19 protein-coding genes are annotated in these 21659 nt (G+C 70.7%); 10 read left to right on the top strand and 9 right to left on the bottom strand.

The genetic code is table 11. From position 1 onward, the window contains the following. Window positions 1–63: 63 nt before the first annotated feature. Both GWK25_RS24030 and GWK25_RS24025 read right to left on the bottom strand, forming a co-directional pair. Window positions 64–495 (bottom strand): M48 family metallopeptidase, encoded by a 432-nt coding sequence (locus GWK25_RS24030; RefSeq protein ID WP_215452863.1) that lies wholly within the window; start codon window positions 493–495, stop codon window positions 64–66. A gap of 312 nt (window positions 496–807) precedes the next feature. Beyond that, window positions 808–1794, bottom strand: a complete 987-nt coding sequence (locus GWK25_RS24025) for a pirin family protein (RefSeq protein ID WP_215452862.1) — start codon at window positions 1792–1794, stop codon at window positions 808–810. A 116-nt stretch (window positions 1795–1910) separates the two neighbouring features. Between GWK25_RS24025 and GWK25_RS24020 the strand changes: the two genes are divergently transcribed. Continuing rightward, window positions 1911–2411: a carboxymuconolactone decarboxylase family protein gene (locus GWK25_RS24020; protein ID WP_308404299.1), complete on the top strand. Its 501-nt coding sequence runs from the start codon at window positions 1911–1913 to the stop codon at window positions 2409–2411. 84 nt (window positions 2412–2495) lie between these two features. Here GWK25_RS24020 and GWK25_RS24015 read toward each other — a convergent pair whose 3' ends face one another. The 3 genes from GWK25_RS24015 to GWK25_RS24005 form a co-directional block, all read right to left on the bottom strand. Then, the gene (locus GWK25_RS24015; protein ID WP_215452860.1) at window positions 2496–2963 is read right to left on the bottom strand and encodes a MarR family winged helix-turn-helix transcriptional regulator; all 468 of its coding nucleotides are present in this window, start codon (window positions 2961–2963) and stop codon (window positions 2496–2498) included. Between the two features lie 116 nt (window positions 2964–3079). Next, window positions 3080–4285, bottom strand: a complete 1206-nt coding sequence (hppD, locus tag GWK25_RS24010; protein WP_251829008.1) for a 4-hydroxyphenylpyruvate dioxygenase — start codon at window positions 4283–4285, stop codon at window positions 3080–3082. 165 nt (window positions 4286–4450) lie between these two features. Next, entirely contained in the window at window positions 4451–5122 is a 672-nt protein-coding gene (locus GWK25_RS24005; protein WP_215452858.1) for an IclR family transcriptional regulator, read from the bottom strand. A 177-nt stretch (window positions 5123–5299) separates the two neighbouring features. Here GWK25_RS24005 and GWK25_RS24000 point away from each other — a divergent pair, with 177 nt between their 5' ends. The 6 genes from GWK25_RS24000 to katG all read left to right on the top strand — a co-directional run bounded on the left by GWK25_RS24000 (window position 5300) and on the right by katG (window position 12320). After that, entirely contained in the window at window positions 5300–6481 is a 1182-nt protein-coding gene (locus GWK25_RS24000; protein WP_215452856.1) for a homogentisate 1,2-dioxygenase, read from the top strand. After that, complete coding sequence (locus GWK25_RS23995) at window positions 6478–7356, top strand: hypothetical protein (RefSeq protein ID WP_215452854.1); 879 nt, start codon at window positions 6478–6480, stop codon at window positions 7354–7356. Before GWK25_RS24000 ends, GWK25_RS23995 begins: the two co-directional genes overlap by 4 nt. Next, window positions 7353–8549: a fumarylacetoacetase gene (fahA, locus tag GWK25_RS23990; RefSeq protein ID WP_215452852.1), complete on the top strand. Its 1197-nt coding sequence runs from the start codon at window positions 7353–7355 to the stop codon at window positions 8547–8549. Before GWK25_RS23995 ends, fahA begins: the two co-directional genes overlap by 4 nt. Next, window positions 8549–9304 carry a CoA transferase subunit A gene (locus GWK25_RS23985; RefSeq protein WP_215452851.1) on the top strand — a complete coding sequence of 252 codons (756 nt, stop codon included), beginning with the start codon at window positions 8549–8551 and terminating at the stop codon, window positions 9302–9304. The genes fahA and GWK25_RS23985 overlap by 1 nt, the downstream gene beginning before the upstream one ends. Next, entirely contained in the window at window positions 9301–9945 is a 645-nt protein-coding gene (locus tag GWK25_RS23980; RefSeq protein ID WP_215452849.1) for a CoA transferase subunit B, read from the top strand. The genes GWK25_RS23985 and GWK25_RS23980 overlap by 4 nt, the downstream gene beginning before the upstream one ends. A 185-nt stretch (window positions 9946–10130) precedes the next feature. Then, the gene (gene katG / locus GWK25_RS23975; RefSeq protein WP_215452847.1) at window positions 10131–12320 is read left to right on the top strand and encodes a catalase/peroxidase HPI; all 2190 of its coding nucleotides are present in this window, start codon (window positions 10131–10133) and stop codon (window positions 12318–12320) included. 79 nt (window positions 12321–12399) lie between these two features. Here the strand turns inward: katG and GWK25_RS23970 are convergent, their stop codons facing one another. Beyond that, window positions 12400–12792, bottom strand: coding sequence for a VOC family protein (locus GWK25_RS23970; protein WP_215452845.1), 393 nt, complete (start codon window positions 12790–12792; stop codon window positions 12400–12402). Window positions 12793–13043: 251 nt separating this feature from the next. On the opposite strand from GWK25_RS23970, the gene GWK25_RS23965 reads away from it, so the two are divergent. After that, complete coding sequence (locus GWK25_RS23965; RefSeq protein ID WP_215452842.1) at window positions 13044–13916, top strand: hypothetical protein; 873 nt, start codon at window positions 13044–13046, stop codon at window positions 13914–13916. 68 nt (window positions 13917–13984) lie between these two features. On the opposite strand, the gene pntB is transcribed toward GWK25_RS23965, so the two are convergent. The 3 genes from pntB to GWK25_RS23950 form a co-directional block, all read right to left on the bottom strand. Then, window positions 13985–15415 carry a Re/Si-specific NAD(P)(+) transhydrogenase subunit beta gene (gene pntB / locus GWK25_RS23960; protein WP_215452840.1) on the bottom strand — a complete coding sequence of 477 codons (1431 nt, stop codon included), beginning with the start codon at window positions 15413–15415 and terminating at the stop codon, window positions 13985–13987. A 6-nt stretch (window positions 15416–15421) separates the two neighbouring features. Continuing rightward, entirely contained in the window at window positions 15422–16972 is a 1551-nt protein-coding gene (locus GWK25_RS23955) for a Re/Si-specific NAD(P)(+) transhydrogenase subunit alpha (RefSeq protein WP_215452838.1), read from the bottom strand. Between the two features lie 147 nt (window positions 16973–17119). Continuing rightward, window positions 17120–18259 (bottom strand): substrate-binding domain-containing protein, encoded by a 1140-nt coding sequence (locus GWK25_RS23950; protein ID WP_215452835.1) that lies wholly within the window; start codon window positions 18257–18259, stop codon window positions 17120–17122. Window positions 18260–18627: 368 nt separating this feature from the next. On the opposite strand from GWK25_RS23950, the gene GWK25_RS23945 reads away from it, so the two are divergent. Beyond that, entirely contained in the window at window positions 18628–21087 is a 2460-nt protein-coding gene (locus GWK25_RS23945) for a HAMP domain-containing sensor histidine kinase (protein WP_215452834.1), read from the top strand. Then, the gene (locus GWK25_RS23940) at window positions 21068–21544 is read left to right on the top strand and encodes a roadblock/LC7 domain-containing protein (protein ID WP_215452831.1); all 477 of its coding nucleotides are present in this window, start codon (window positions 21068–21070) and stop codon (window positions 21542–21544) included. Before GWK25_RS23945 ends, GWK25_RS23940 begins: the two co-directional genes overlap by 20 nt. Window positions 21545–21659: the final 115 nt, after the last annotated feature.

Here is a 21659-nt window from a genome sequence, read left to right as displayed (position 1 = left end):
CACAGGTGAGGGGCGGCCACCGGTTGCCCGGTGTCCGCCCCTCAGTGGTCCCTCCCGCGCCGCTCACTCGCCGTCGGGGAACTCGCCCGCGAACGCGCCGGCCATCCGCAGCCAGGGCTCCGCCTCGCCCCGGCGTCCCTGGCGCTGCAGGGTGCGTCCGAGCATCAGGTGGGCGTAGTGCTCCACCGGATCGCGCTCGACGATCACCCGCAACTGGTCCTCCGCCCGCCGCAGTTGCGCGGAGTGGTAGTAGGCGCGGGCCAGCAGCAGACGGGGGCCGGTCTGCTCGGGAACCTCCTCGACCACGTCGGCGAGCAGCTTCGCGGCCCCGATGTAATCGCGTGCGTCGAACAGCAGTTGGGCCCGCTCCCACCGCTCGGCCGTGGTCTCCTCGTGCGGCACTCCGACGCCGTTGTCGAACAGGTGCAGCGCACTGGCCCAGCGGTCCGGCGCCACCCCGCCGGTGGCCGGGTAGGCGTTGAAGTCGTCGGTCATGGTTCCCTTCCTCCCTCTCCCGGACACTTCTTCTCCCTACGGTCCGGATCGCGGCCGACCGATGCTCGAGCGGTACGACGGACGCTTCGTGACCGCCGGCGAGTGCCGGGGACGCCCTTGCAGCAAGCCCTCACGCCCGGTTATTCCGCCCGCGTCGGCCGCCACCCGCCACGCGCCGGTCGCACTTCTGCCTGTTCGCCGCCGACTACCGGGTGTCATCCACCTCGTGGACGCGCGCGGCGGCCGACTGCGCTGCTCTGAGCTGGTATCGATCTCCTGACCCCGGACGAGCTCCGTCACCGGTCGGCGCAGTCAGCGGCGCCGGGGATTTCCACGCGGCGCGATGACGGCGTTCGGCAGGGCGGGTGCCGGAAGCCGGAGTCCTGGACGGCCCTCGACCTCGCCGAAGCGGTCGGAGCCCGCCTGCCACTCCTCCCGGGCCCGGACGACGTCCTCGTGGCTGCGGCCGATGAAGTTCCACCACATGACGATCTCCTCCTCGAAAGGGGGGCCGCCGAGCAGAATCGTGCGTGCGGGGGCGTCCGAGTCGTTGACGAGGGTCAGGGTGTCCGCGCCGCTGGGGACGTAACCGAGTTCGGCGGGGCGCAGCGCGGTGCCGATCAGGTGGACGTCCCCGCTGTCCACGAGGAGCCCGTGCTCGAAGGCGGGGTCCACCGAGAGGGTGACCGTCACGCGTGGTTCGAGTGTGATCTCGGCGCCGAGCAGCGGCGTGAAGGTCCGCACCGGAGACGTACTGCCGGCGAGCGAGCCGAGGAAGACCTTGAGCTCGGCCCCGTCGATCCGTACGGGGGCGGGCGCGTGGTGCTGGAAGTCGCGAGGGGCGTTGCGGTGCTCCTCGGGCAACGCCACCCACAGCTGGACTCCGTGCAGGATCTCGGTGTCCGGGGTGGAGACCTCGGAGTGGGCGATGCCGTGCCCGCCGGTCATGAGGTTCAGCTCACCGGGCCGGACCAGGGCATGCGTGCCGAGGGTGTCGCGGTGTTCGATCTCGCCGCTGAACAGCCAGCTCACCGTCTGCAGACCGGTGTGCGGATGTGGGGGTACGTCCATGCCCGTCGCGCCGGCGTCGGCAGGGCCGTAGTGATCGGCGAAGCACCAGGCCCCGATCAGCGTTCGGGCGCGCTGCGGCAGCGTCCGGCGCACCAGCAGGGCGCGCGGCCCGCCCAGGGGTACGTCCCGCGCCGACAACACCTCGACCCGGGGCTCACCGGCCGAGCGGTCGCCGTCAGCGGCCGAGCCGCATGCCAGTGCCGCGGGGGCCACTTCCGCGTTGCTCACCGGGCACCCCTCCCAAATGCTCTAGTTGTCACATCAACTAGCATGTCACGAGAGCGGGCCGACGGCTACCGCGCGCGTCGGCGCGCGGCCCCGGCCCCACCCCGGGGAGGCGCGAAGTGAGTGAGCACATCGACGGATCCGCACCACGCAGGATCTTCGTCGACAAACAGAGCCCACAGGCCTTCCAGGCCATGGTGAAGGCATCGGAGGCGGTGAGCGCGACCGCCACGGAGGCGGGCGTCGACCGTACGACCGTGGAGCTGATCAACCTCCGCGTGTCGCAGTTGAACGGCTGCGCCTTCTGCCTCGACCTGCACACCCGGAGGGCGCTGCGCGCGGGCGAGTCGGCGCAGCGACTGGCGGTCCTGACGGCTTGGCGGGACACCGGTCTGTTCACCCCCTCGGAGCGGGCGGCGCTGGCACTGGCGGAGGCGACGACCGACGTCACCGACTCCGCCGCCCAGGAGGCGGCGTACGAGACCGCCCGCCGGGTGCTCACCGAGGACCAGATCTCGGCAGTCATCTGGGTGGCCATCACCATCGGCGCTTTCAATCGTGTGTCCGTCATGAGCAGACATCCCGTGGAAGCGCCCCGCCGAACTCCCGCGGCCATGTGATTGACGAGCCATGTGACCACGCAGGGGGCGATCCGCCGAGCCGGTGCCACAGCTCCCCCGCCCGGGGCGGCCGGTGTCGCCGCGTCAGACCTGGTCTTCGTCCAGCTTGCGGATGACGCGCTCGGAGATCTCGGCCAGGACCCGCAGCTCGGCCGGCGTCACATGGTCCATGAACAGCTCACGTACCGCCTCGACATGACGTGGGGCGGCTGCTTCGATGGCCGCCCGGCCGGCGTCCGTGATGACCACGTACGCCCCGCGCCCGTCCTCGGCGCACTCCTTCCGCACCACCATGCCCCGGCCGGCCATCCGGGCGATGTGGTGGGACATCCGGCTCTTCTCCCACTCCAGTGCCCGCGCCAGGTCCTGGTACCGCTGCCGCCCGTCCGGTGAGTCCGTCAGATGGACGAGCACCGCGAAGTCCGCGGCCGACACCTGGGACTCCGACTGCAGCGTGCGTGCCAGGCGCCCGCCGAGCCGCTCGTGCAAGCGGACGAAGCCGCGCCACGCGCGCTGCTCCTCTGGCGTCAGCCATCGCACTGTCTCTCCCATGAACAAAGTGTAAACATAGGTGACAGGTCACCAAATGTTCCTGTCGATGGGTGAGCGGGCCAGGCCACCGCCGGGCTCGGCGGTGGCCTGTGGTGGTGCTCCGGGGATCCCGGTCGCTAGAAGTTGCCGCGCTTCTCCTGCTCACGTTCGATCGCCTCGAACAGGGCCTGGAAGTTGCCCTTGCCGAAGCCCAGCGAGCCGTGGCGTTCGATGAACTCGAAGAACACGGTGGGCCGGTCACCGATCGGCTTGGTGAAGATCTGCAGCAGGTAGCCGTCCTCGTCACGATCGACGAGGATGCCGCGCGAGGCGAGTTCCTCGATGGGCACGCGGACCTTGCCGATCCGGGCGCGCAGTTCCGGGTCGGTGTAGTAGCTCTCCGGCGTGGCGAGGAACTCGATGCCCTTGGCCCGCAGTACGTCGACGGTCCTGAGGATGTCGTTGGTGGCGAGGGCGAGGTGCTGGGCGCCCGGGCCCCGGTAGAAGTCGAGGTACTCGTCGATCTGCGAGCGCTTCTTCGCGATCGCCGGCTCGTTGAGCGGGAACTTCACCCGGTGGTTGCCGCTGGCGACGACCTTGCTCATCAGCGCCGAGTACTCGGTGGCGATGTCGTCGCCGATGAACTCGGCCATGTTGGTGAAGCCCATGACGCGGTTGTAGAAGTCGACCCACTCGTCCATGTGCCCGAGTTCGACGTTGCCCACCACGTGGTCGAGTGCCTGGAAAATGCGCTTGGGCTCGTTGTCGGGCTTCACGTAGCCCGAGGTCCGGGCCACGTATCCGGGCAGGTAGGGACCGGTGTAGCGGGAGCGGTCCACCAGGGTGTGGCGGGTCTCGCCGTAGGTGGCGATGGCCGCCGTACGGACGGTGCCGTGCTCGTCGGTGCTGTCGTGCGGCTCCTCCAGCACGGTCGCGCCCTGCGCGCGGGCGTGCTCGACGCACTTGTCGACGTCGGGCACTTCGAGCGCGATGTCGATCACGCCGTCACCGTGGCGGCGGTGGTGGTCCAGCAGGGGGCTGTCCGGGTCGACACCGCCCTTGAGCACGAACCGGATCGCTCCGGAGCGGAGCACGAACGCGTGGTGGTCGCGGTTGCCGGTCTCCGGGCCGGAGTAGGCGACCAGCTCCATCCCGAAGACCGTCTGGAAGAACGACGCCGCCTGCGTGGCGTTGCCCACCGCCCAGACCACCGCGTCCCATCCGGTCACCGGGAAGGGGTCGCCCTGTGCGTCGTACTCCACGAGCCCGACCAGCTGCTTGAGCTGCTGGAGGTCGAGCTCCGCCAACCGCTCCTGGCTCGTGAGGGTCTGTTCGATGCTCATGCGTCATCCCTTTCGGTGTGCCTGCTTCCGGCGCGTGGCGGTAGAACACACCCACCCCTCGTGCCTGCACAAGAGTCACCTTTCCGGCTGCTCAAGCTGCTCAGTTTGCCTCCCCGCTCCGGGCTTCACCTATACAATCTGCCCAGTCGAGAGAGGGTGCGGGACTCAGGCGTTGCCGAGTGACGCCAGCCGGGAGGCCGCCTCCTTCACCCATGCGGCGACCGGTTCGATGTCGAACGCGTGCATGGCCACGACCCCGACCGAGGCACCCGCCGCACCCGCGACCTCGAAGCCCGCCGCGATCCCGGTGGCACCCTGCTGAAGCTGCCCCGAGGTGACGCTGTAGCCCTGCTCCCGGGCCAGCGCGACCTCCTCGGGCTCGCCCGGCGCAGGCGGCTGGAGCGCGAGGATGGCGACACCGTTCGCCCCCCTCTCCAGCGGATGCCGCACGCCGATGCGGTAGCCCACCTGGACGGGACCGTGCTGGACGGTCGGCTGCGCACCCGCGACCGGAACGCATTCCCGCGCGCCGTGCGCCACCGTCAGGAAGGCGGAGGTCCCGGTGACGTCGGCGAGTTGCTGCAGCACGGGCTGGGCCGCCAGGACCAGCTGATGCTGGAACCGTCCCGCCAGCGTCGCCGCACCTGCCCCGAGCCGCACCCGCTTGCCCTGCCGGGAGACCAGGCCGTGCTCCTCCAGCGTCCGCACGATCCGGTACGCGATGGCCCGGTCGATCTCCAGCCGCGCCGCCAGGTCCGCCACGGTCAGACCCTCGGACGTCAGGGAGACCAGCTCCAGAGCCCGAAGCCCACGGTCCAGACCTTGCAGGGTGGCCATCAACACCTCCGAGAAAACCGACAGCGCTTGTTCGGGCGCCACGTTAGGGCACGCCAGTCGGACGAGCGGTGCCCAGGCTCCGAGCGGCACCTTGACTGGGCCGTCACCCCAGACCTAACGTCGGCTCGTCGCTTCCAACGCACAAAAATGTGCGCTGAGCGCGCAAGGGAGAGAGACGTGCCGTACTACCACCGGGCGGGCGCGGTTCCGCCGAAGCGTCACACCCAGCACCGGGACCCGGACGGGAACCTCTACTACGAGGAGCTGATGGGCGAGGAGGGGTTCTCCTCGGACTCCTCGCTGCTCTACCACCGGCACATCCCGTCGGCAGTGCGGGAGTTCCGGGTGTGGGACCTCGGCGACCAGTCCCTGACCCCCAACCACCCCCTGGTGCCCCGCCATCTCTCCACGCACAAGCTGTTCACCGACGGCGGACCCGCCGTCGACGCGGTGACCGGCCGCAGACTGCTGCTGGGCAACGAGGACGTGCGGCTGGCGTACGTCGTGGCCGACACGGTCAGCCCGTACTACCGCAACGCGATCGGCGACGAGTGCCTCTACGTCGAGGACGGGCGCGCACGCGTGGAGACGGTCTTCGGTGACCTGGAGGTCGGCGACGGGGACTATGTGATCGTCCCGCGGGCGACGACGTACCGGATCGTCCCGGACGGGGTCGTACGGATCTACGTGATCGAGGCCAACTCGCACCTGGGACCGGCCCGGCGTTATCTGTCCAAGCACGGCCAGCTCCTCGAACACGCGCCCTACTGCGAGCGGGACTTCCGTCTCCCGGACGGCCCGAAGTCCGTCGAGGGCGAGAACGTCGAGGTGTACATCAAGCACCGGGGGCCGGGCGGAGTCGTGGGGACCGTCCACACGCTGCCGAACCACCCCTTCGACGTCGTCGGCTGGGACGGCTGTCTCTACCCGTACGTGTTCAACATCCGTGACTTCGAGCCCCTCACCGGACGGGTTCACCAACCGCCGCCGGCCCACCAGGTCTTCGAGGGCCACAACTTCGTGATCTGCAACTTCGTACCGCGCAAGGTGGACTACCACCCGCTGTCCGTCCCGGTGCCGTACTACCACTCCAACGTCGACTCCGACGAGGTGATGTTCTACTGCGGCGGGGACTACGAGGCCCGCAAGGGCTCCGGGATCGGACAGGGCTCGATCTCCCTGCATCCCGGCGGCCATCCCCACGGCCCCCAGCCGGGCGCGACGGAACGGTCGATCGGGGCGGAGTTCTTCGACGAGCTCGCCGTCATGGTCGACACCTTCCGTCCCCTTCAGCTCGGTGAGGCCGCCCGCGCGACGGACGACGGGACCTACGTCTACTCCTGGGAGCAGAACCGATGAGCGCCTCGCCGGCACCGGGGATCCCCCCGGTGCTCGCCGGTCTGTTCGACGACGCGGCGGTCTTCCCGCCCGGCGGCCTGCCCGTCGAGGAGGCCGTGCCCGCCCACGTGGCGCACACCCGTGGCGCCCACGCGGGACTGGTCGGGGCGTTCGTGCTGGCCGCCAAGGACATCGACAGGCTCGCCGAGCCGACCCGGGAACTCGCCGCGGGGTCGTTCGACCTGTCGGTGACCGTGCCCCTGCCGGGTGTCCGCGAGGCGCTCGCCGCCGCGCACCGGATCCCGGCCGTCCGGCTGGTCGGGCTGGAGGTCGCCGTCCCGGACGGAGTAGCCGCCGACCGGGTCGTTCCCGCCCTGACCGAGGCGATCGACGACGACACGACTCCCACCGTCTACGTCGAGGTGCCGCGCGACGCCCGGCGCGAGGCACTGCTCGCCGCCCTCGCCGGCACGCCCTGCCTGGCCAAGTTCCGGACCGGAGGCGTACGCGCCGACCTCTACCCCGACGAGCGCGAACTCGCGGCTGCCGTCCTGGCCGCGGCGCGGGCCGGGGTGGCGTTCAAGGCGACCGCGGGGCTGCACCACGCGCTGCGCAACACCGACCCGGAGACCGGATTCGAGCAGCACGGGTTCCTCAACCTGCTCCTGGCGACCGACGCCGCTCTGCGGGGCGCCGAGGAGGCGACGCTGGTCGAGCTGCTGGCCGACCGCGACGGCGGCCGGGTCGCCGAGCGGGTGCGCGTCCTGTCGCCCCAGGTCCGTGACCTGTTCCGCTCGTTCGGCACCTGCTCCGTAGCCGAACCCGCCCTCGAGACGGCCGGGTTGGGGCTGCTGCCCGCCACGACCGTCGCCGACCTGACCGAGGTGTCCCCATGACCGGCACGACCCTGTCGACCGTCCCGGCCGACTCGCTGTTCGGCCTGACCAACCTGCCGTACGGCGTCTACTCGGTGCCCGGCCGGGCACCGCGCGTGGCGACCCGCTACGGCGACCACGTCATCGATCTGGCCGTGCTGCTCGACGACGACGTCTTCGCCCGGCCGAGCCTCAACGCCTTCATGGCGCAGGGCCACGACCGCTGGGTCGAGGTCCGGGCCGGGATCACCGAGCGGCTCCGTGGTGCCGTCCCCGAGGAGGCGGTCCACGACCTGGGCACGGTCACCCTGCACCTGCCGTTCGAGGTCGCCGACTACGTCGACTTCTACGCCTCCGAGCACCACGCCGCGAATCTGGGTCGGCTCTTCCGGCCCGACAACCCGGACCCGCTGCTGCCGAACTGGAAACACCTGCCCGTCGGGTACCACGGCCGGGCGGGGTCCGTCGTCGTCTCGGGCACCGACATCGTCCGGCCCTCCGGGCAGCGCAAAGGTCCCCAGGACCCGGCGCCCGTCTTCGGGCCCTCGACGCGACTCGACATCGAGGCCGAGCTCGGCTTCGTCGTCGGGACCGGCAGCGCCATGGGCGATTCCATCGCCGCCGAGGACGCCGAGCGGCACATCTTCGGGGTGGTGCTCTTCAACGACTGGTCCGCGCGCGACATCCAGGCCTGGGAGTACGTCCCCCTCGGCCCCAACCTGGGCAAGTCGTTCGCCTCGACGATCTCGCCCTGGGTGGTGCCGCTGCCGGCCCTGGACGCCGCCCGGGTCCCGGTCCCGCCGCAGGAGCCGGCCGTACTGCCGTATCTGCGGATGGCCCGGCCGTGGGGCCTGGACGTCGACCTGACGGTCGCCTGGAACGGTCAGGTCGTCTCCCGGCCGCCGTACTCCGCGATGTACTGGTCGCCCGCCCAGATGCTGGCGCACCAGACCGTCAACGGCGCTCCCTCGCGCACCGGTGACCTGTTCGCGTCCGGCACGGTATCGGGCCCGGAGAAGGAGCAGCGGGGTGCCTTCATCGAGCTGACCTGGGGCGGCAAGGAGCCCGTCACGGTCAACGGCCGACCGCGCACGTTCCTGGAGGACGGCGACGAGGTCGTCCTCACCGCCACGGCGCCGGGCGCCGACGGGACCCGGATCGGCTTCGGTGAGGCCCGCGGCCGGATCACCGCCGGCAAGCGACGGGAGGCGTGATGGGCAAGACCGTCGCGTCGGCCGCCGAGGCGGTCGCCGACATCTCCTCGGGCAGCTCGCTGGCCGTGGGCGGGTTCGGGCTCTCCGGGATACCGGACCGGCTGATCCAGGCACTGGCCGAGCAGGGGGCCGACGACCTGGAGGTCTTCTCCAACAACTGCGGCGTGGACGGCATCGGACTCGGCATCCTCCTCGACCTCGGCCGGATCCGCCGGGTCACGGCGTCCTACGTCGGGGAGAACAAGGAGTTCGCCCGCCAGTACCTCGCCGGAGAACTGGAGGTGGAACTCACCCCGCAGGGCACGCTGGCCGAACGGCTGCGGGCGGGCGGCTGCGGCATCCCCGCGTTCTACACCCCGGCGGGCGTGGGTACGCCGGTCGCCCGGGGCGGTCTGCCCTGGAGGTACGGCCGGGCGGGGGACGTCCTGGTCGCCTCCCCTCCCAAGGAGGTCCGCGAGTTCCGTGGCCGCCGGTACGTCCTGGAGGAGGGCATCGTGGCCGACTTCTCGCTCGTCCACGCGAGGCTCGGCGACACCGACGGCAACCTCGTCTTCAACAAGGCGACGATGAACTTCAACCCGCTCGCCGCGATGGCGGGAGGGACGTGCGTCGCCCAGGTCGAGGAACTCGTGGAGCCCGGCGCGATCGACCCCGCCGAGGTGCACCTGCCCGGCATCTACGTCCAGCGGATCGTCCACACCGGCCCGCAGACCAAGCACATCGAGAAGCGGACCGTCCGGGAGGGCGCGGCATGAGCGGGCAGCGGACCGGCTGGACCCGGCCGGAGATGGCGGCGCGCGCCGCACGCGAGCTTCGTGACGGCGAGTACGTCAACCTCGGCATCGGCCTGCCGACGCTCATCCCGAACTTCCTCCCGGAGGGCGTCCGGGTCACGCTGCACAGCGAGAACGGCATCCTCGGGACGGGCCCGTACCCGGCCGAGACCGAGGTCGACGCCGACCTGATCAACGCCGGCAAGGAGACCGTCACGGTTGGCGCGGGGGCGTCGTTCTTCGATTCCGCCCAGAGCTTCGGGATGATTCGCGGCGGCCACATCGACACCGCCGTGCTCGGGGGCATGCAGGTCTCCGCCTCGGGCGACCTGGCCAACTGGATGGTGCCCGGCAAGATGGTCAAGGGCATGGGCGGCGCGATGGACCTGGTCCACGGCGCCAAGCGGGTGATCGTCCTCATGGAGCACGTCGCCAAGGACGGCGCCCACAAGATCGTCGCGGAGTGCACCCTGCCGCTCACCGGGCAGGGAGTGGTCCAGCGGATCATCACCGACCTCGCCGTGCTGGACATCACGGACGAGGGGTGCCGGCTCGTCGAACTCGCCCCCGGTGTCACCTTCGAGGAGGTGCGCGAGAAGACAGGAACTCCGGTCAGGAGCTGACTCGGATCACGGCACGACCTTCTCGCGAGCGTGCGCGAAAACGGGGGAATTCGTCGCACGTTTGTCAGGCGAGTGCGCCCTGCGTGTTTCGTGGCGGTGCCGTCTGCGGTGCGCGACCATACGGACGCCGACATCACATTCCTCGGCATGGCGCGCGGAAACACCGAGACAGAAAGAAGGACGACGTGTCCGGCAGCGAAAGCGAAAACCCGGCAATCGCCTCCCCCACCCCCACGCCGACTCGGCCCAGGACGAACCGGGACTGGTGGCCGAATCAGCTGGACCTTCAAGTCCTCCACCAGCACTCGCCCCGCTCGAACCCCCTGGACGAGGACTTCGACTACGCGGCCGAGTTCGCGACCCTCGACGTCGACGCGCTGAAGCGGGACGTCTTCGACGTGATGACGGCCTCGCAGGACTGGTGGCCCGCCGACTACGGCCACTACGGGCCGCTCTTCATCCGGATGAGCTGGCACGCGGCGGGCACGTACCGGATCGCCGACGGCCGGGGCGGCGGCGGCAGCGGCGCCCAGCGCTTCGCTCCCCTCAACAGCTGGCCGGACAACGCGAGTCTCGACAAGGCGCGCCGACTGTTGTGGCCGGTGAAGCAGAAGTACGGACAGAAAATCTCCTGGGCCGACCTTCTGGTTTTCGCCGGTAACTGTGCCATGGAATCGATGGGATTCAAGACGTTCGGATTCGGATTCGGGCGAGAGGACATCTGGGAACCCGAGGAGATTTTCTGGGGACCCGAGGACATCTGGCTCGGGGACGAGCGCTACAGCGGCGACCGGGAACTCGCCGCTCCCTTCGGCGCCGTGCAGATGGGCTTGATCTACGTCAATCCGGAGGGGCCGAACGGCAATCCGGATCCGCTGGCCGCCGCCCGGGACATTCGCGAGACGTTCGGGCGCATGGCGATGAACGACGAGGAGACGGTCGCGCTCATCGTCGGCGGCCACACGTTCGGCAAGTGTCATGGCGCTGTCGATCCCGAGCACATCGGCCCCGAGCCCGAGGCGGCACCCGTCGAGCAGCAGGGACTCGGCTGGCACAACCGGTACGGCAGCGGCAAGGGCGCCGACGCGCTCACCAGTGGACTCGAAGGCGCCTGGACCTCCGCGCCGACCCGGTGGGACAACGGGTACCTGGACAACCTGTTCGGCTACGAATGGGAGCTGACGACGAGCCCGGCCGGCGCCAAGCAGTGGACACCCACGGATCCCGCGGCCCGGGGCACGGTCCCCGACGCCCATGATCCGTCGAGGAGTCACGCCCCCATGATGCTGACGACGGACCTCGCGCTGCGGCTTGATCCGGTCTACGGCCCGATCGCGAAGGGCTTCCACGAGAACCCGGACAGGCTCGCCGACGCCTTCGCCAGGGCGTGGTACAAGCTGCTGCACCGTGACATGGGGCCCGCGACGCGCTACCTCGGCCCGTGGGTCCCCGAACCGCAGCTGTGGCAGGACCCCGTCCCCGAGGTCGACCACGCACTGGTCGCGGACGCGGACATCGCCGCTCTGAAGAGCACGATCCTCGCCTCGGGACTGTCCCTCTCCCAGCTCGTCACCACCGCCTGGGCGTCCGCGGCGAGCTTCCGCGGCACCGACAAGCGGGGCGGGGCCAACGGAGCGCGGATCCGGCTCGCGCCGCAACGGGACTGGGAGGTCAACCGACTGCCCGAGGTGGCCGAGACGCTGCAACGGCTGGAGCGGGTCCGCGAGGACTTCGCCGGCTCACGGTCCGACGGCACCAGGATCTCGCTCGCGGACCTGATCGTCCTCGGCGGCTGCGCGGCCGTCGAGCAGGCCGCGAGGAACGCCGGTCACGACATCACCGTCCCGTTCGCACCGGGGCGCACGGACGCCTCGCAGGAACAGACCGACGTGGAGCCGTTCGCCGTGCTCGAACCCCGGGCCGACGGCTTCCGGAACTACCTCCGGGCGGGAGAGAAGCTGTCGCCGGAGACCCTGCTGCTGGACCGCGCAAACCTGCTCACGCTCACGGCTCCCGAGATGACGGTGCTCGTCGGCGGTATGCGGATGCTCGACACCGGCTTCGGGGGCTCCCGGCACGGGGCCTTCACGGACCGGCCGGAGGCACTGACCAACGACTTCTTCGTCAACCTGCTGGACATGGGCACGGAGTGGAAGGCCTCGGCCTCGGACGAGAACGTGTTCGAGGGCCGGGACAGCGCCACGGGCGAGCTCAAGTGGACCGCCACCGCGGTCGACCTGGTCTTCGGGTCGCACTCCCAGCTCCGAGCCGTGTCGGAGGTCTACGCGGCGCGGGACGCGGGGCACAAGTTCGTGCGTGACTTCGTGGCCGCGTGGGACAAGGTGATGAACCTCGACCGGTTCGACCTGGTCTGAACGGCGGCGGGCCCGCGTGCCGTGGACACGGCACGCGGGCCCGCCGGGAAGCACAGACCCGCCCCGACCGGAGCCGTCGTCAGTTCTCCTGGAGGACGGAGAGGACGTTCCCGGCGGGGTCGGTGAACCAGGCGATCGCCGCGGGGCCGCCGTCGCCGGTCCGGACGATGCCCTTGTCGTCGTGGTCGAACTCGGGATAGCGCTCGAACGTCACGCCGCGCCGCCCCAGTTCGTCGACGGCGGCCTCGATGTCGTCCACGGGGAAGTTGAGCAGCGTGAACGTCGCGGGGGTGTGCGTCTCCTTCGGGTAGACGAAGACCCGCGCGCCGCTGCCGAGTGTGAGGGTCAGCATCCGCATGTCCCCCTGCCCGGACTCCTCCACCCGCAGCCCGAGGGTCTCGCCGTAGAACCGGCGGGCCTCGCCGAGGTCGTCCACCGCGAAGCCGCTGAACGCCTGTGACTGTCCGAACATGCCGTCTGTCTCCTTCACGCGTAGGTCGTCCCGAGACCGTCAGGGCACACCACGCGCGCCACGGCCGACGGCACGCCACGCGGTCGACGTCCGGATGGTCGCCTGCCTTCACCCGCACGACGCGACGGCCGACCGCACAAGGCCACCGGCTCCGCTTACGCAACACGAGTGAATCAGCCGACTTCACCGCTCGGTGCCGCAGTGCGTTCCGTACGGTCTGTGTCGGGATCCGGCGGCTGTGGGGAGGGTGGATGACGCTGTCCCTCGGACCGGCCGTCGGCTGCTTGGTGCTGACGCTCTCGCTCCTGCTCCGTGCGGGGGGCACACGGGGACGGGTGCGTACCCGGTTGCTCCTGGTGGCGGGGTCCGCCACCGCGGGCGCCGTCTATCGGGCCTCCCTCGTCGCGCTGTCGAGTGACCCGCGGCCGGCACCGGATGCGGCGGGGTGGGCCGGTCTGGCGGTGGTCGCCGGAGTGACGGTCACGGTCGGGCTGGGGCTGGCCGGTCTGGTGGTCGCGGCCGACGCCGGTACGGGGTGGCGGGCGTGGCTGCGGCGCCTGCTCGACGGGGCGGTCATGGCCGGGGCCGTCTTCATGGCGGGATGGGTGCTCCTGGGCAGGACCGGTGACGGCTGGCGGCCGGAGACGGGGATGCTCGGCGTCCTGTGGACGTCGGAAGTGGTGTTCTTCGGTTTTCTGCTCGCCCTGCGACGCCTCGTACAGGGCGACCGGCAGGCCACCTTGTGGACGGCGATCGTCGGGGTCTTCCTCATGCTGGTCGGCGACACCCTGCGGCTGTCGCGGGTGGGCGCGGCGGGCCACGAGGCGATGTCCTCGCACGTGGCAGACGTCTGCGGAACCGTGGGGCTGCTGATCGTCGCCGTCGGCCCCTGGGTGCCCGGCGGGGCCAGCGTCCTGGGCGCCGGTCGGCCGATGCTCCGATCGGGGATGGAGGGAGCCGCGGCGTTCATCCCCCTGACCGTCTGCACGGTCTCGGCGCTGGGTTACGCCCTGGCGCCGGCGGCCGTCGACCCGGTGCCGCTGTGGGTCGGCGGGATGGCACTCCTCGGTCTCTGGGCCCGCCAGGTCTGCCTGCCGAGCAAGTCGGCGGGCCGGGACGACTGAGTGGTGCGGTGGACCCGGCCGTGTCCCGGACGGCGTACCGTCCGGGACACGTGTCGCACTCCGTGGGTTCAGCGTGACGTGCCGGCCATCTCCGGGACCGGCGCGTCGAGGGCGTCGAGGCCGCGCAGGATGTCCTCCACCCGCTGCTTGGCGTCCCCGAAGAGCATCTGGGTGTTCTCGCGGAAGAACAGCGGGTTCTGCACGCCCGCGTAGCCGACGGCCATGGACCGCTTGAAGACCACCACATGGGCCGCCTCCCACACGTGCAGCACGGGCATCCCGGCGATGGGGCTGGCCGGGTTGTCGATGGCGGCCGGGTTGACGGTGTCGTTGGCGCCGATGACGAGGACGACCGAGGTCGCGGGGAAGTCGTCGTTGATCTCGTCCATCTCCAGGACGATGTCGTAGGGGACGTTGGCCTCGGCGAGCAGCACGTTCATGTGTCCGGGCAGCCGCCCGGCGACGGGGTGGATGCCGAAGCGCACCTCCACGCCCCGCTCGCGCAGCTTGCGCGCCAGTTCGGCCACCGGGTACTGGGCCTGGGCGACGGCCATGCCGTAGCCGGGCGCGATGATCACCGAGGACGCGTCGCGCAGCAGTTGTGCGGTCTCCTCGGCGTCGATCTCCCGGTGTTCGCCCTGCTCGCCGTCGTCGTCCGCCGCCGGGGTGCCGAAGCCGCCCGCGATCACGGAGAGGAAGGAGCGGTTCATCGCCTTGCACATGATGTACGAGAGGTAGGCGCCGGAGGAGCCGACGAGCGCGCCGGTGACGATGAGCAGGTTGTTGGCGAGGAGGAAGCCGGAGGCCGCCGCGGCCCAGCCGGAGTAGCTGTTGAGCATGGAGACGACCACCGGCATGTCTCCGCCGCCGATGGAGGCGACCAGGTGCGCGCCGAGGGCGAGCGCGATCACGGTGACGGCGATGAGCAGTCCCATGCCGGGGCGCGCCACGAAGGCGACGGTGAGCACGACGAAGGCGACGAGGGCGCTGACGTTGAGGATGTGCTTGCCGGGCAGTGTGAGGGGGCGGGAGTCGATGCGTGCCGAGAGCTTCAGGTACGCGACGACGGAGCCGGTGAAGGTGACGGCGCCGATGAACACGCCGATGAACACCTCGGCGTGGTGGATGCCGAGCAGCGAACCGGTGAGTTCGGCGTCGACGTCGAGGTAGCCGTTCCAGCCGACGAACGCGGCGGCGAGACCGACGAGGCTGTGCATGATGGCGATCAGTTCGGGCATGCCGGTCATCTCGACGACCCGGGCGCGCCACAGACCGATGCCGGCGCCGAGGGCCGTGGCGACGGCGATCAGTACGAGACCGGTGGCCGTGATGCTGCGGGAGGCGAGCCCCACGGTGGCTGCCAGGGCGATGACCATGCCCGCGATGCCCCAGACGACTCCCGAGCGGGACGTCCGGTGCTGGGAGAGCCCCGCGAGGCTGAGGATGAACAGCAGCGCGGCGACGACGTAGGCGGCCTCTGCGGCCGTGACGGTGGTCATCCCTGATCAGCCCTTCGAGAACATGCCGAGCATGCGGCGGGTGACGGCGAATCCGCCGAAGATGTTGATGCTCGCCAGCAGGATCGCGGCGAACGACAGCACGGTGACGGCGGTGTTCCCCTGCCCGATCTGCAGCAGCGCGCCGACCACGACGATCCCGGAGATGGCGTTGGTGACCGACATCAGCGGGGTGTGCAGCGCGTGGTGCACCTGGCCGATGACGTAGAAGCCGATGACGATGGCCAGCACGAACACCGTGAAGTGGCCGATGAGTTCGCTCGGCGAGAAGGCGGTCACCAGGAACAGGGCGAGTGCTCCGGCGCCGACGAGGGCGTAGGCGGAGCGGGCCGCCGGGCGTGCGGGCTTCGCCGCTGTGCCTGTGGCGGCCGGAGTCGCGGGTTCCGGGGCCGGCGTGGCGGACACCTGCACCGGGGGCGGGGGCCAGGTCTTCTCTCCGTCGCGGACCACGGTCATGGAGCGCTGCACGACGTCGTCGAGGTCGAGGACGAGCCGGCCGTCCTTGCCGGGGGTGAGCAGCTTCATCAGGTTGACGAGGTTGGTGCCGTAGAGCTGTGAGGCCTGGGCGGGGAGTCGGCCGGGCAGGTCGGTGTAGCCGATGATCGTGACGTCGTTGTCGGTGACGACGGCCTTGCCGGCGACCGTGCCCTCGACGTTGCCGCCCTGGGCGGCGGCCATGTCGACGATGACGCTGCCGGGCTTCATGCGCGCGACGTCGGCGGCGCTGATGAGCCTCGGTGCCGGACGGCCGGGGATGAGCGCGGTGGTGATGATGATGTCCACGTCGGCCGTCTGCTCGGCGTACAGCCGCTCGGCGAGCCGGTTGTAGTCGTCCGAGGTCGCCTTGGCGTAGCCGTCGGTGCTGACGTCCTGCGCGGCGGCGACGGTGAGGAACTCGCCGCCCAGGGAGCGGACCTGCTCGGCGACCTCGGGCCGGGGGTCGGTGGCGCGGACGACGGCGCCGAGGCTGCGCGCCGCGCCGATCGCCGCGAGTCCGGCGACCCCGGCGCCGGCCACCAGGACCTTCGCGGGTGGCACCTTGCCGGCGGCGGTCACCTGACCGGTGAAGAAGCGACCGAAGGCGTGCGCGGCCTCGACGACGGCGCGGTATCCGGCGATGTTCGCCATCGAGCTGAGGACGTCCAGCGACTGGGCCCTGGAGATGCGGGGCACGGCGTCCATGGCGAGGACGGTGACGGGTCGCCGGGCCAGTTCGTCGACCAGGTCCGGGTTGTGCGCCGGGCCGATGAGCGCGATCAGTGTCGCCCCGTCGCGCAGCCGGCCGATCTCCTCGGTCGAGGGGCCGTTCACCTTGAACACGATCTGCGCCGCCCACGGGTCACCGAGCCGGGCGCCGGCCTCCTCGTAGGCCGCGTCGGAGAAGCGGGACGGCGCCCCCGCCCCCGGTTCGACCACCACGTCGTACCCGAGCGCGACGAGTCTGCCCACGGTGACCGGCGTGGCCGCCACCCTGGTCTCTCCCGCGGTGGACTCGGCCGGGACGCCGATGCTCTGGGGTTCGGGTTCCGCTTGGACCATCCTCTGTCTCTCCTCCGTGTGCTGCCTGTTCCCTGGTTGACCCGCTTGTTGACCCATGCCCCATGAGTACGAGGTGGATACGGGGACGGTGCACTCAATCGCCGGACGAGTGGCCGAGGTTGCCGCCGGTCGGGCCGCGCCGTCGGCTCATCTGTCCCAGATCTTGCGATAGGCCTGGCGGTAGCCCTCCGAGTCCCAGGACAGGGCGCCGCCGCTGTTGTCCGCGGTGGTGATGTGGACGGGGGCGACATAGCCGCTGGCCGGCTCGCCCGCGAAGGCTCGGTTGAACTCGTCGACGATCTGCCAGCCCTGTTCGGACAGGGGTTCAGGGACGGTGGCGGCCTGGTACCGCTTGCCGTTGATCCGCTCGAAGGCCGACGGGTCACCGTCTCCGGCACCGATGTTGAACGGGGCGCCGTCTCCCTTGTGACCGGCGGCGCGCAGGGCCGGTGCCGCGTGGCCGAAGTAGAGGTCGTTGATGGCGGCGGAGTAGGTCCATCTGTCGCCGAGGCGGGACTGCAGGGAGGTGACCTCGTCGACGGTGCGGGTGTTGGCCTCCGGGATGGGGATGTCCTGGAGACTCAGCAGTTCCACATCGGAGCAGGCGGCGAGTCTCTTCCTGATCAGATCGGACTTTCGCTTCGCGAACGGTATGGACGCGTCGGTGAACAGCACCACGCCGGCGTGGCCTTCCGAGCGGGCGATGATCCAGTCGGCGCTGATCTCCGCGACCTCCTCGACCCTGGTGGTGACGTTGGTGAAGAGCTCCGGGTCCGTGCTGGGGCCGGGGGCCGGCGTGGCGTGCCAGCCGATGAGGGGGATGCCCGCCGCGCCCGCCCGTTCCGCCTGACCGGCCGCCGCGGCGGGGTCGAATCCGCCGATGACGATGCCGGAGGGCTTGAGAGCGAGCGCCTCGGCGAAGGCGCTCCTGATCCCCGCGGGTGTGCCCTCCCCGTCGAAGGTGCGGACGTCCCAGCCGATGACCTCGGCCGCTTCCTGGACGCCCTTGGCGACGCCGGAGACACCGGGGTTGGTCATGGTCTGGGCGACATAGGCGATGGTCTTGCCGGGGACGGCGTCGGGTCCTCTGGTGGGGCCGCTCCAGGGGGCGTTGATGTCCTCGGCGGCCTTGACGGCCTGCTGTGCCTCGGCGAGGACGGCCGGGCAACCAGGCTCCCGCGCACCGACGGTGGACGCTTCGGTGGCCGAGCCGCTGGTACAGCCGGCGGCAGCGGCCGCGACCAGGAACGTCACGACTGCGACAGTCGCTTTGCGGGTGGAAAGCACGGGGTCTCCTCAACTGGGCATGAGGGCAAGGGTGGCGTGGGGGGAGGAGAACGATCCGGCAGACGGCCGGCGCGGTGGGAATGTAGCAGGCCTCCCCACCGAGCCTTCCATGGCGGCGATACCGCTCAGTAGGCGCGAGCGAACAATTCGTAATCAATTCTTGATTACACACAGGCTCACAGCGATCACGCAGACGATAGTCTCCGACCGACCTGATCCGGACACATGACGTGATCCCGTCGTTCATGCCACCTGCCTGATCGCTCGAGCCCGGCGACACCGTGCGAGCGTCGGGCTCCCGCCCGGTGTCGCCGGCCTCCGGCAGCACACCGCGGACGTCACCCACCCGAACACCGAAGGAGGCCAGCGTGCCCGCGAACGCAGTGGAGCCGCCGCCCGGCCGCCGGGACCCGACTCCTCCGTCGCGCAGGAAGGCGGGAGCGTTTCTCGTCCGGTGGCCGTTTCGGCGGAAACTCAACGTCCTCGTCGTCGCGCCCATCGCCGTCGTCGGCGCGCTGCTCGCCGTCGGCGTCGCCGACCAGGTCGAGCAGGCCCGCGACGCCGACCGGGTCGCCGAACTCGTCCGCGACAGCGAACAGGTCGCCACGCTCATCAACGACGTACAGGCCGAACACCGGCTGGCACTGCTGCTGTCCGTGCAGTACGAGGCGACCGGCCCCGGGGCCGCCCGGCCGTCCACCACCGCCTACCGCGAGGCGCAGCAGGCCACGGACGCCCAAGTCGCCTCCGTACGGACCGCGTTCGGGACGAGCCTGCCGGACGAGGAGAAGCAGGCGCTCGAATACATCACCGGTCTGGACGTCCTGCGCGAGAAGCTGGGGCGGGACTACGTGCCCGCCGCCAACATCGACCCCGCCTACGCGGCAGCCGTCGGCTACCTGATCGACGGCATCGGGCTCGACCGCTTCTCCACGACCTCTACGTCCCCGGTCACCAATCTGCTGGACGCGATCCTGCGCGCCGACGCCGCCCACGCGGCGTTCGAGAGCGCGGTGTTCTCCGCCCAGACACCCGACGCGAACGCCCTCACCGAGTACACCCGCGCGGCCGGCGCCCACGAGCTGTACACCCACCAGGCGGACCGCTTCAGCCGGATCGCCGCGCCGTCGCAGGTCCTGAGCATGGCCGGCATCGAACGCAGCGCCGAACAGAACAACATCACCTCCCAGTTCGCGGAACTCCAGATCGAACCGAGCGCGCTGCAGACGCAGACCACGCGGGAACTGCGCGAGAAGATCACCACCGGCGAACGGCAGGCCGCAACCCGCCTCGGCATCACCCGGACGCTGATCGAGCAGACCGCCGCACGGGCCGACTCCGCCGCGGCGAGCGCCCGGTACAAGGCGTGGCTCATGCTCGGTGCGGCACTGCTCGGCTTCGCCGCGTGGCTGGCGTTCTGCGTCCTGGTACGACGCTCGGTCATCCGTCCCCTCACCGCCCTGACCGGAGCGGCCCAGGAGGTGGTGGAGGCCGCCGACGAGGAGCTCGCCCGGGTCGCGGACGACGAACTGGCCGAGAGCACCCCGTTCAGCCCTCGGGCGATACAGGTCCCGGTGCGCGACGAGATAGGCCAGCTGGCGGAGGCGTTCAACCAGGTGCAGGTCACCGCCGCCGCGCTGCTGGAGCGGCAGGTGCTCAGCCGCCGCAACATCGCCGAGATGTTCGGCAACGTCGGGCGCAGGGTCAGCAATCTGACCACACGGCAACTGCTGCTGATCGATGCCGTCGAACGCGAGGAGACCGACCCCGACCTCCTCGACCGGCTCTACCGCATCGACCACATCGCCGTACGCCTCCAGCGCAACGCCGACAGCCTGATGCTGCTCGCCGGGATCCGGGAGACGGACGTCGAGGCACGGCCGACCACCCTGGCCGACGCGATACGCTCCGGCCTCGGCCGCATCGAGGGGTACCGGCGGGTGTCCCTGCGCTCGGAGACGGACGTCACGGTGGGGCCCGACATCATCGCCGACCTGACGCTGCTGCTCGCCGAGCTGATGGAGAACGCGGTCGCCTTCTCCCCGTCCGACACCCCCGTCGAGGTGGTGGTCCGACCCGGCACCGACGTCACCCAGGACGGCGGGGCGCTGATCGAGGTCATCGACCACGGCCTCGGGATGAGTGCGGAACGCCTCGCCGAGGAGAACGCCCGCCTCGTCCGCCGTGAACGCCTCGATCTGGTTCCGACCAAGGTGCTCGGTCTCTTCGTCGTGGGCAGCCTCGCCCGCCGCCTGGGGCTCCGGGTGACCCTGAGCCGGACACCGGGCGGCGGTGTCACCAGCACCGTCTGGATCCCGCCCGCTGTCCTGCCGACGACGAGCCCGCTGGACGTCGCGCCGGCTCCCGTCGGCACGACGGAGGCCATGGCGATGTCGACGGCGGCGGCCGAACCGCGGAACGAGCGGACAGCGGTCGCAGCCGTACCCTTCGCCGGCACCGCTCCCGAACGGCGGCCGATCGTCAGGTCCTCGCAGGGTGACCTGCCCCGACGCATTCCTCCCCGCTCACGCGCGGAAGCGGCCGACACCACAGGCGACGCACCCCCGGCCGCGACGACCCGCCCGCTACGGCGCCGTGTCCGCGGCGCGACCCTCGCCGCGGCCACCCTCCCCACCGAGCGGAGCAGTGCGGCAGCCCGCCCGCCCGCCGACGCCGACGCCGTCCGCGCCGAGCTGGACGAGTTCGAGGACGCCGTACGCCGAGCCGAAAGGGACAGCGCCGCACCCCCGTACACACCCGGCACCACCGCGACACCGGAAAACACAGAAGGCCAGAAGGAGACGGGCAGTGACCACGTCGACAGATGACAGCACCTCAGAACCGCCGAAGACCACGGATCTGCGCACCGCGGCGGCCGACTTCACCTGGCTGCTCGACCGTTTCGCCACGGAGACCGCCGGCGTGGTCGACGCCATCGCCGTGTCCTCCGACGGGCTGCTGATCGCTGTCTCCCAACTGCGCGACAGGGCCGACTCCGAACGGCTCGCCGCGATCGTGTCCGGCATCACCAGCCTGGCCGCGGGAGTCTCCGGCAACTACGCGCTGGGCGGCCTCAACAAGGTCATCATCGACCTGGAAGGCGGCCACGTCCTCGTCTCCGCCATCGGCAACGGCGCCGTGCTCGGCGTCGTCGCCTCCAAGGAGGCGAAACTCGGCAACATCGCCTACGAGATGACCCTCTTCGCCAACCGCGCCGGTGCCGCGCTCACCCCCCAACTGGTGATGGAGCTGAAGAACAACGTCGGCTCCGCGGCAGCCGGCTGAACCGCTCCGCGAGGCAGGAGGTCGCCATGGCCGTCGGTGGGCGAGAGACGCACGGGACAGGTGGGCGAGAGACGCACAGGACAGGTGGGCGAGAACCGCACGAGACAGCGGAGGA

Origin of the sequence: Streptomyces sp. ATCC 21386, from assembly GCF_018728545.1 — a bacterium.
Classification (GTDB): domain Bacteria; phylum Actinomycetota; class Actinomycetes; order Streptomycetales; family Streptomycetaceae; genus Streptomyces.
The sequence above is the reverse complement of the archived record's forward strand: the minus strand, read 5'-3'. Positions and strand labels throughout refer to the sequence as shown.

What these genes read in the sequence shown, in the direction of transcription:
- hppD (WP_251829008.1), bottom strand. Translation starts at nt 4,285, where the DNA reads ATGAGCATCGAACAGACCCTCACGAGCCAGGAGCGGTTGGCGGAGCTC.
- GWK25_RS24005 (WP_215452858.1), bottom strand. Translation starts at nt 5,122, where the DNA reads ATGGCCACCCTGCAAGGTCTGGACCGTGGGCTTCGGGCTCTGGAGCTG.
- GWK25_RS23985 (WP_215452851.1), top strand. Translation starts at nt 8,549, where the DNA reads ATGGGCAAGACCGTCGCGTCGGCCGCCGAGGCGGTCGCCGACATCTCC.
- GWK25_RS23965 (WP_215452842.1), top strand. Translation starts at nt 13,044, where the DNA reads ATGACGCTGTCCCTCGGACCGGCCGTCGGCTGCTTGGTGCTGACGCTC.
- GWK25_RS23955 (WP_215452838.1), bottom strand. Translation starts at nt 16,972, where the DNA reads ATGGTCCAAGCGGAACCCGAACCCCAGAGCATCGGCGTCCCGGCCGAG.
- pntB (WP_215452840.1), bottom strand. Translation starts at nt 15,415, where the DNA reads ATGACCACCGTCACGGCCGCAGAGGCCGCCTACGTCGTCGCCGCGCTG.
- GWK25_RS24015 (WP_215452860.1), bottom strand. Translation starts at nt 2,963, where the DNA reads ATGGGAGAGACAGTGCGATGGCTGACGCCAGAGGAGCAGCGCGCGTGG.
- fahA (WP_215452852.1), top strand. Translation starts at nt 7,353, where the DNA reads ATGACCGGCACGACCCTGTCGACCGTCCCGGCCGACTCGCTGTTCGGC.
- GWK25_RS24030 (WP_215452863.1), bottom strand. Translation starts at nt 495, where the DNA reads ATGACCGACGACTTCAACGCCTACCCGGCCACCGGCGGGGTGGCGCCG.
- GWK25_RS23995 (WP_215452854.1), top strand. Translation starts at nt 6,478, where the DNA reads ATGAGCGCCTCGCCGGCACCGGGGATCCCCCCGGTGCTCGCCGGTCTG.
- GWK25_RS23970 (WP_215452845.1), bottom strand. Translation starts at nt 12,792, where the DNA reads ATGTTCGGACAGTCACAGGCGTTCAGCGGCTTCGCGGTGGACGACCTC.
- GWK25_RS23980 (WP_215452849.1), top strand. Translation starts at nt 9,301, where the DNA reads ATGAGCGGGCAGCGGACCGGCTGGACCCGGCCGGAGATGGCGGCGCGC.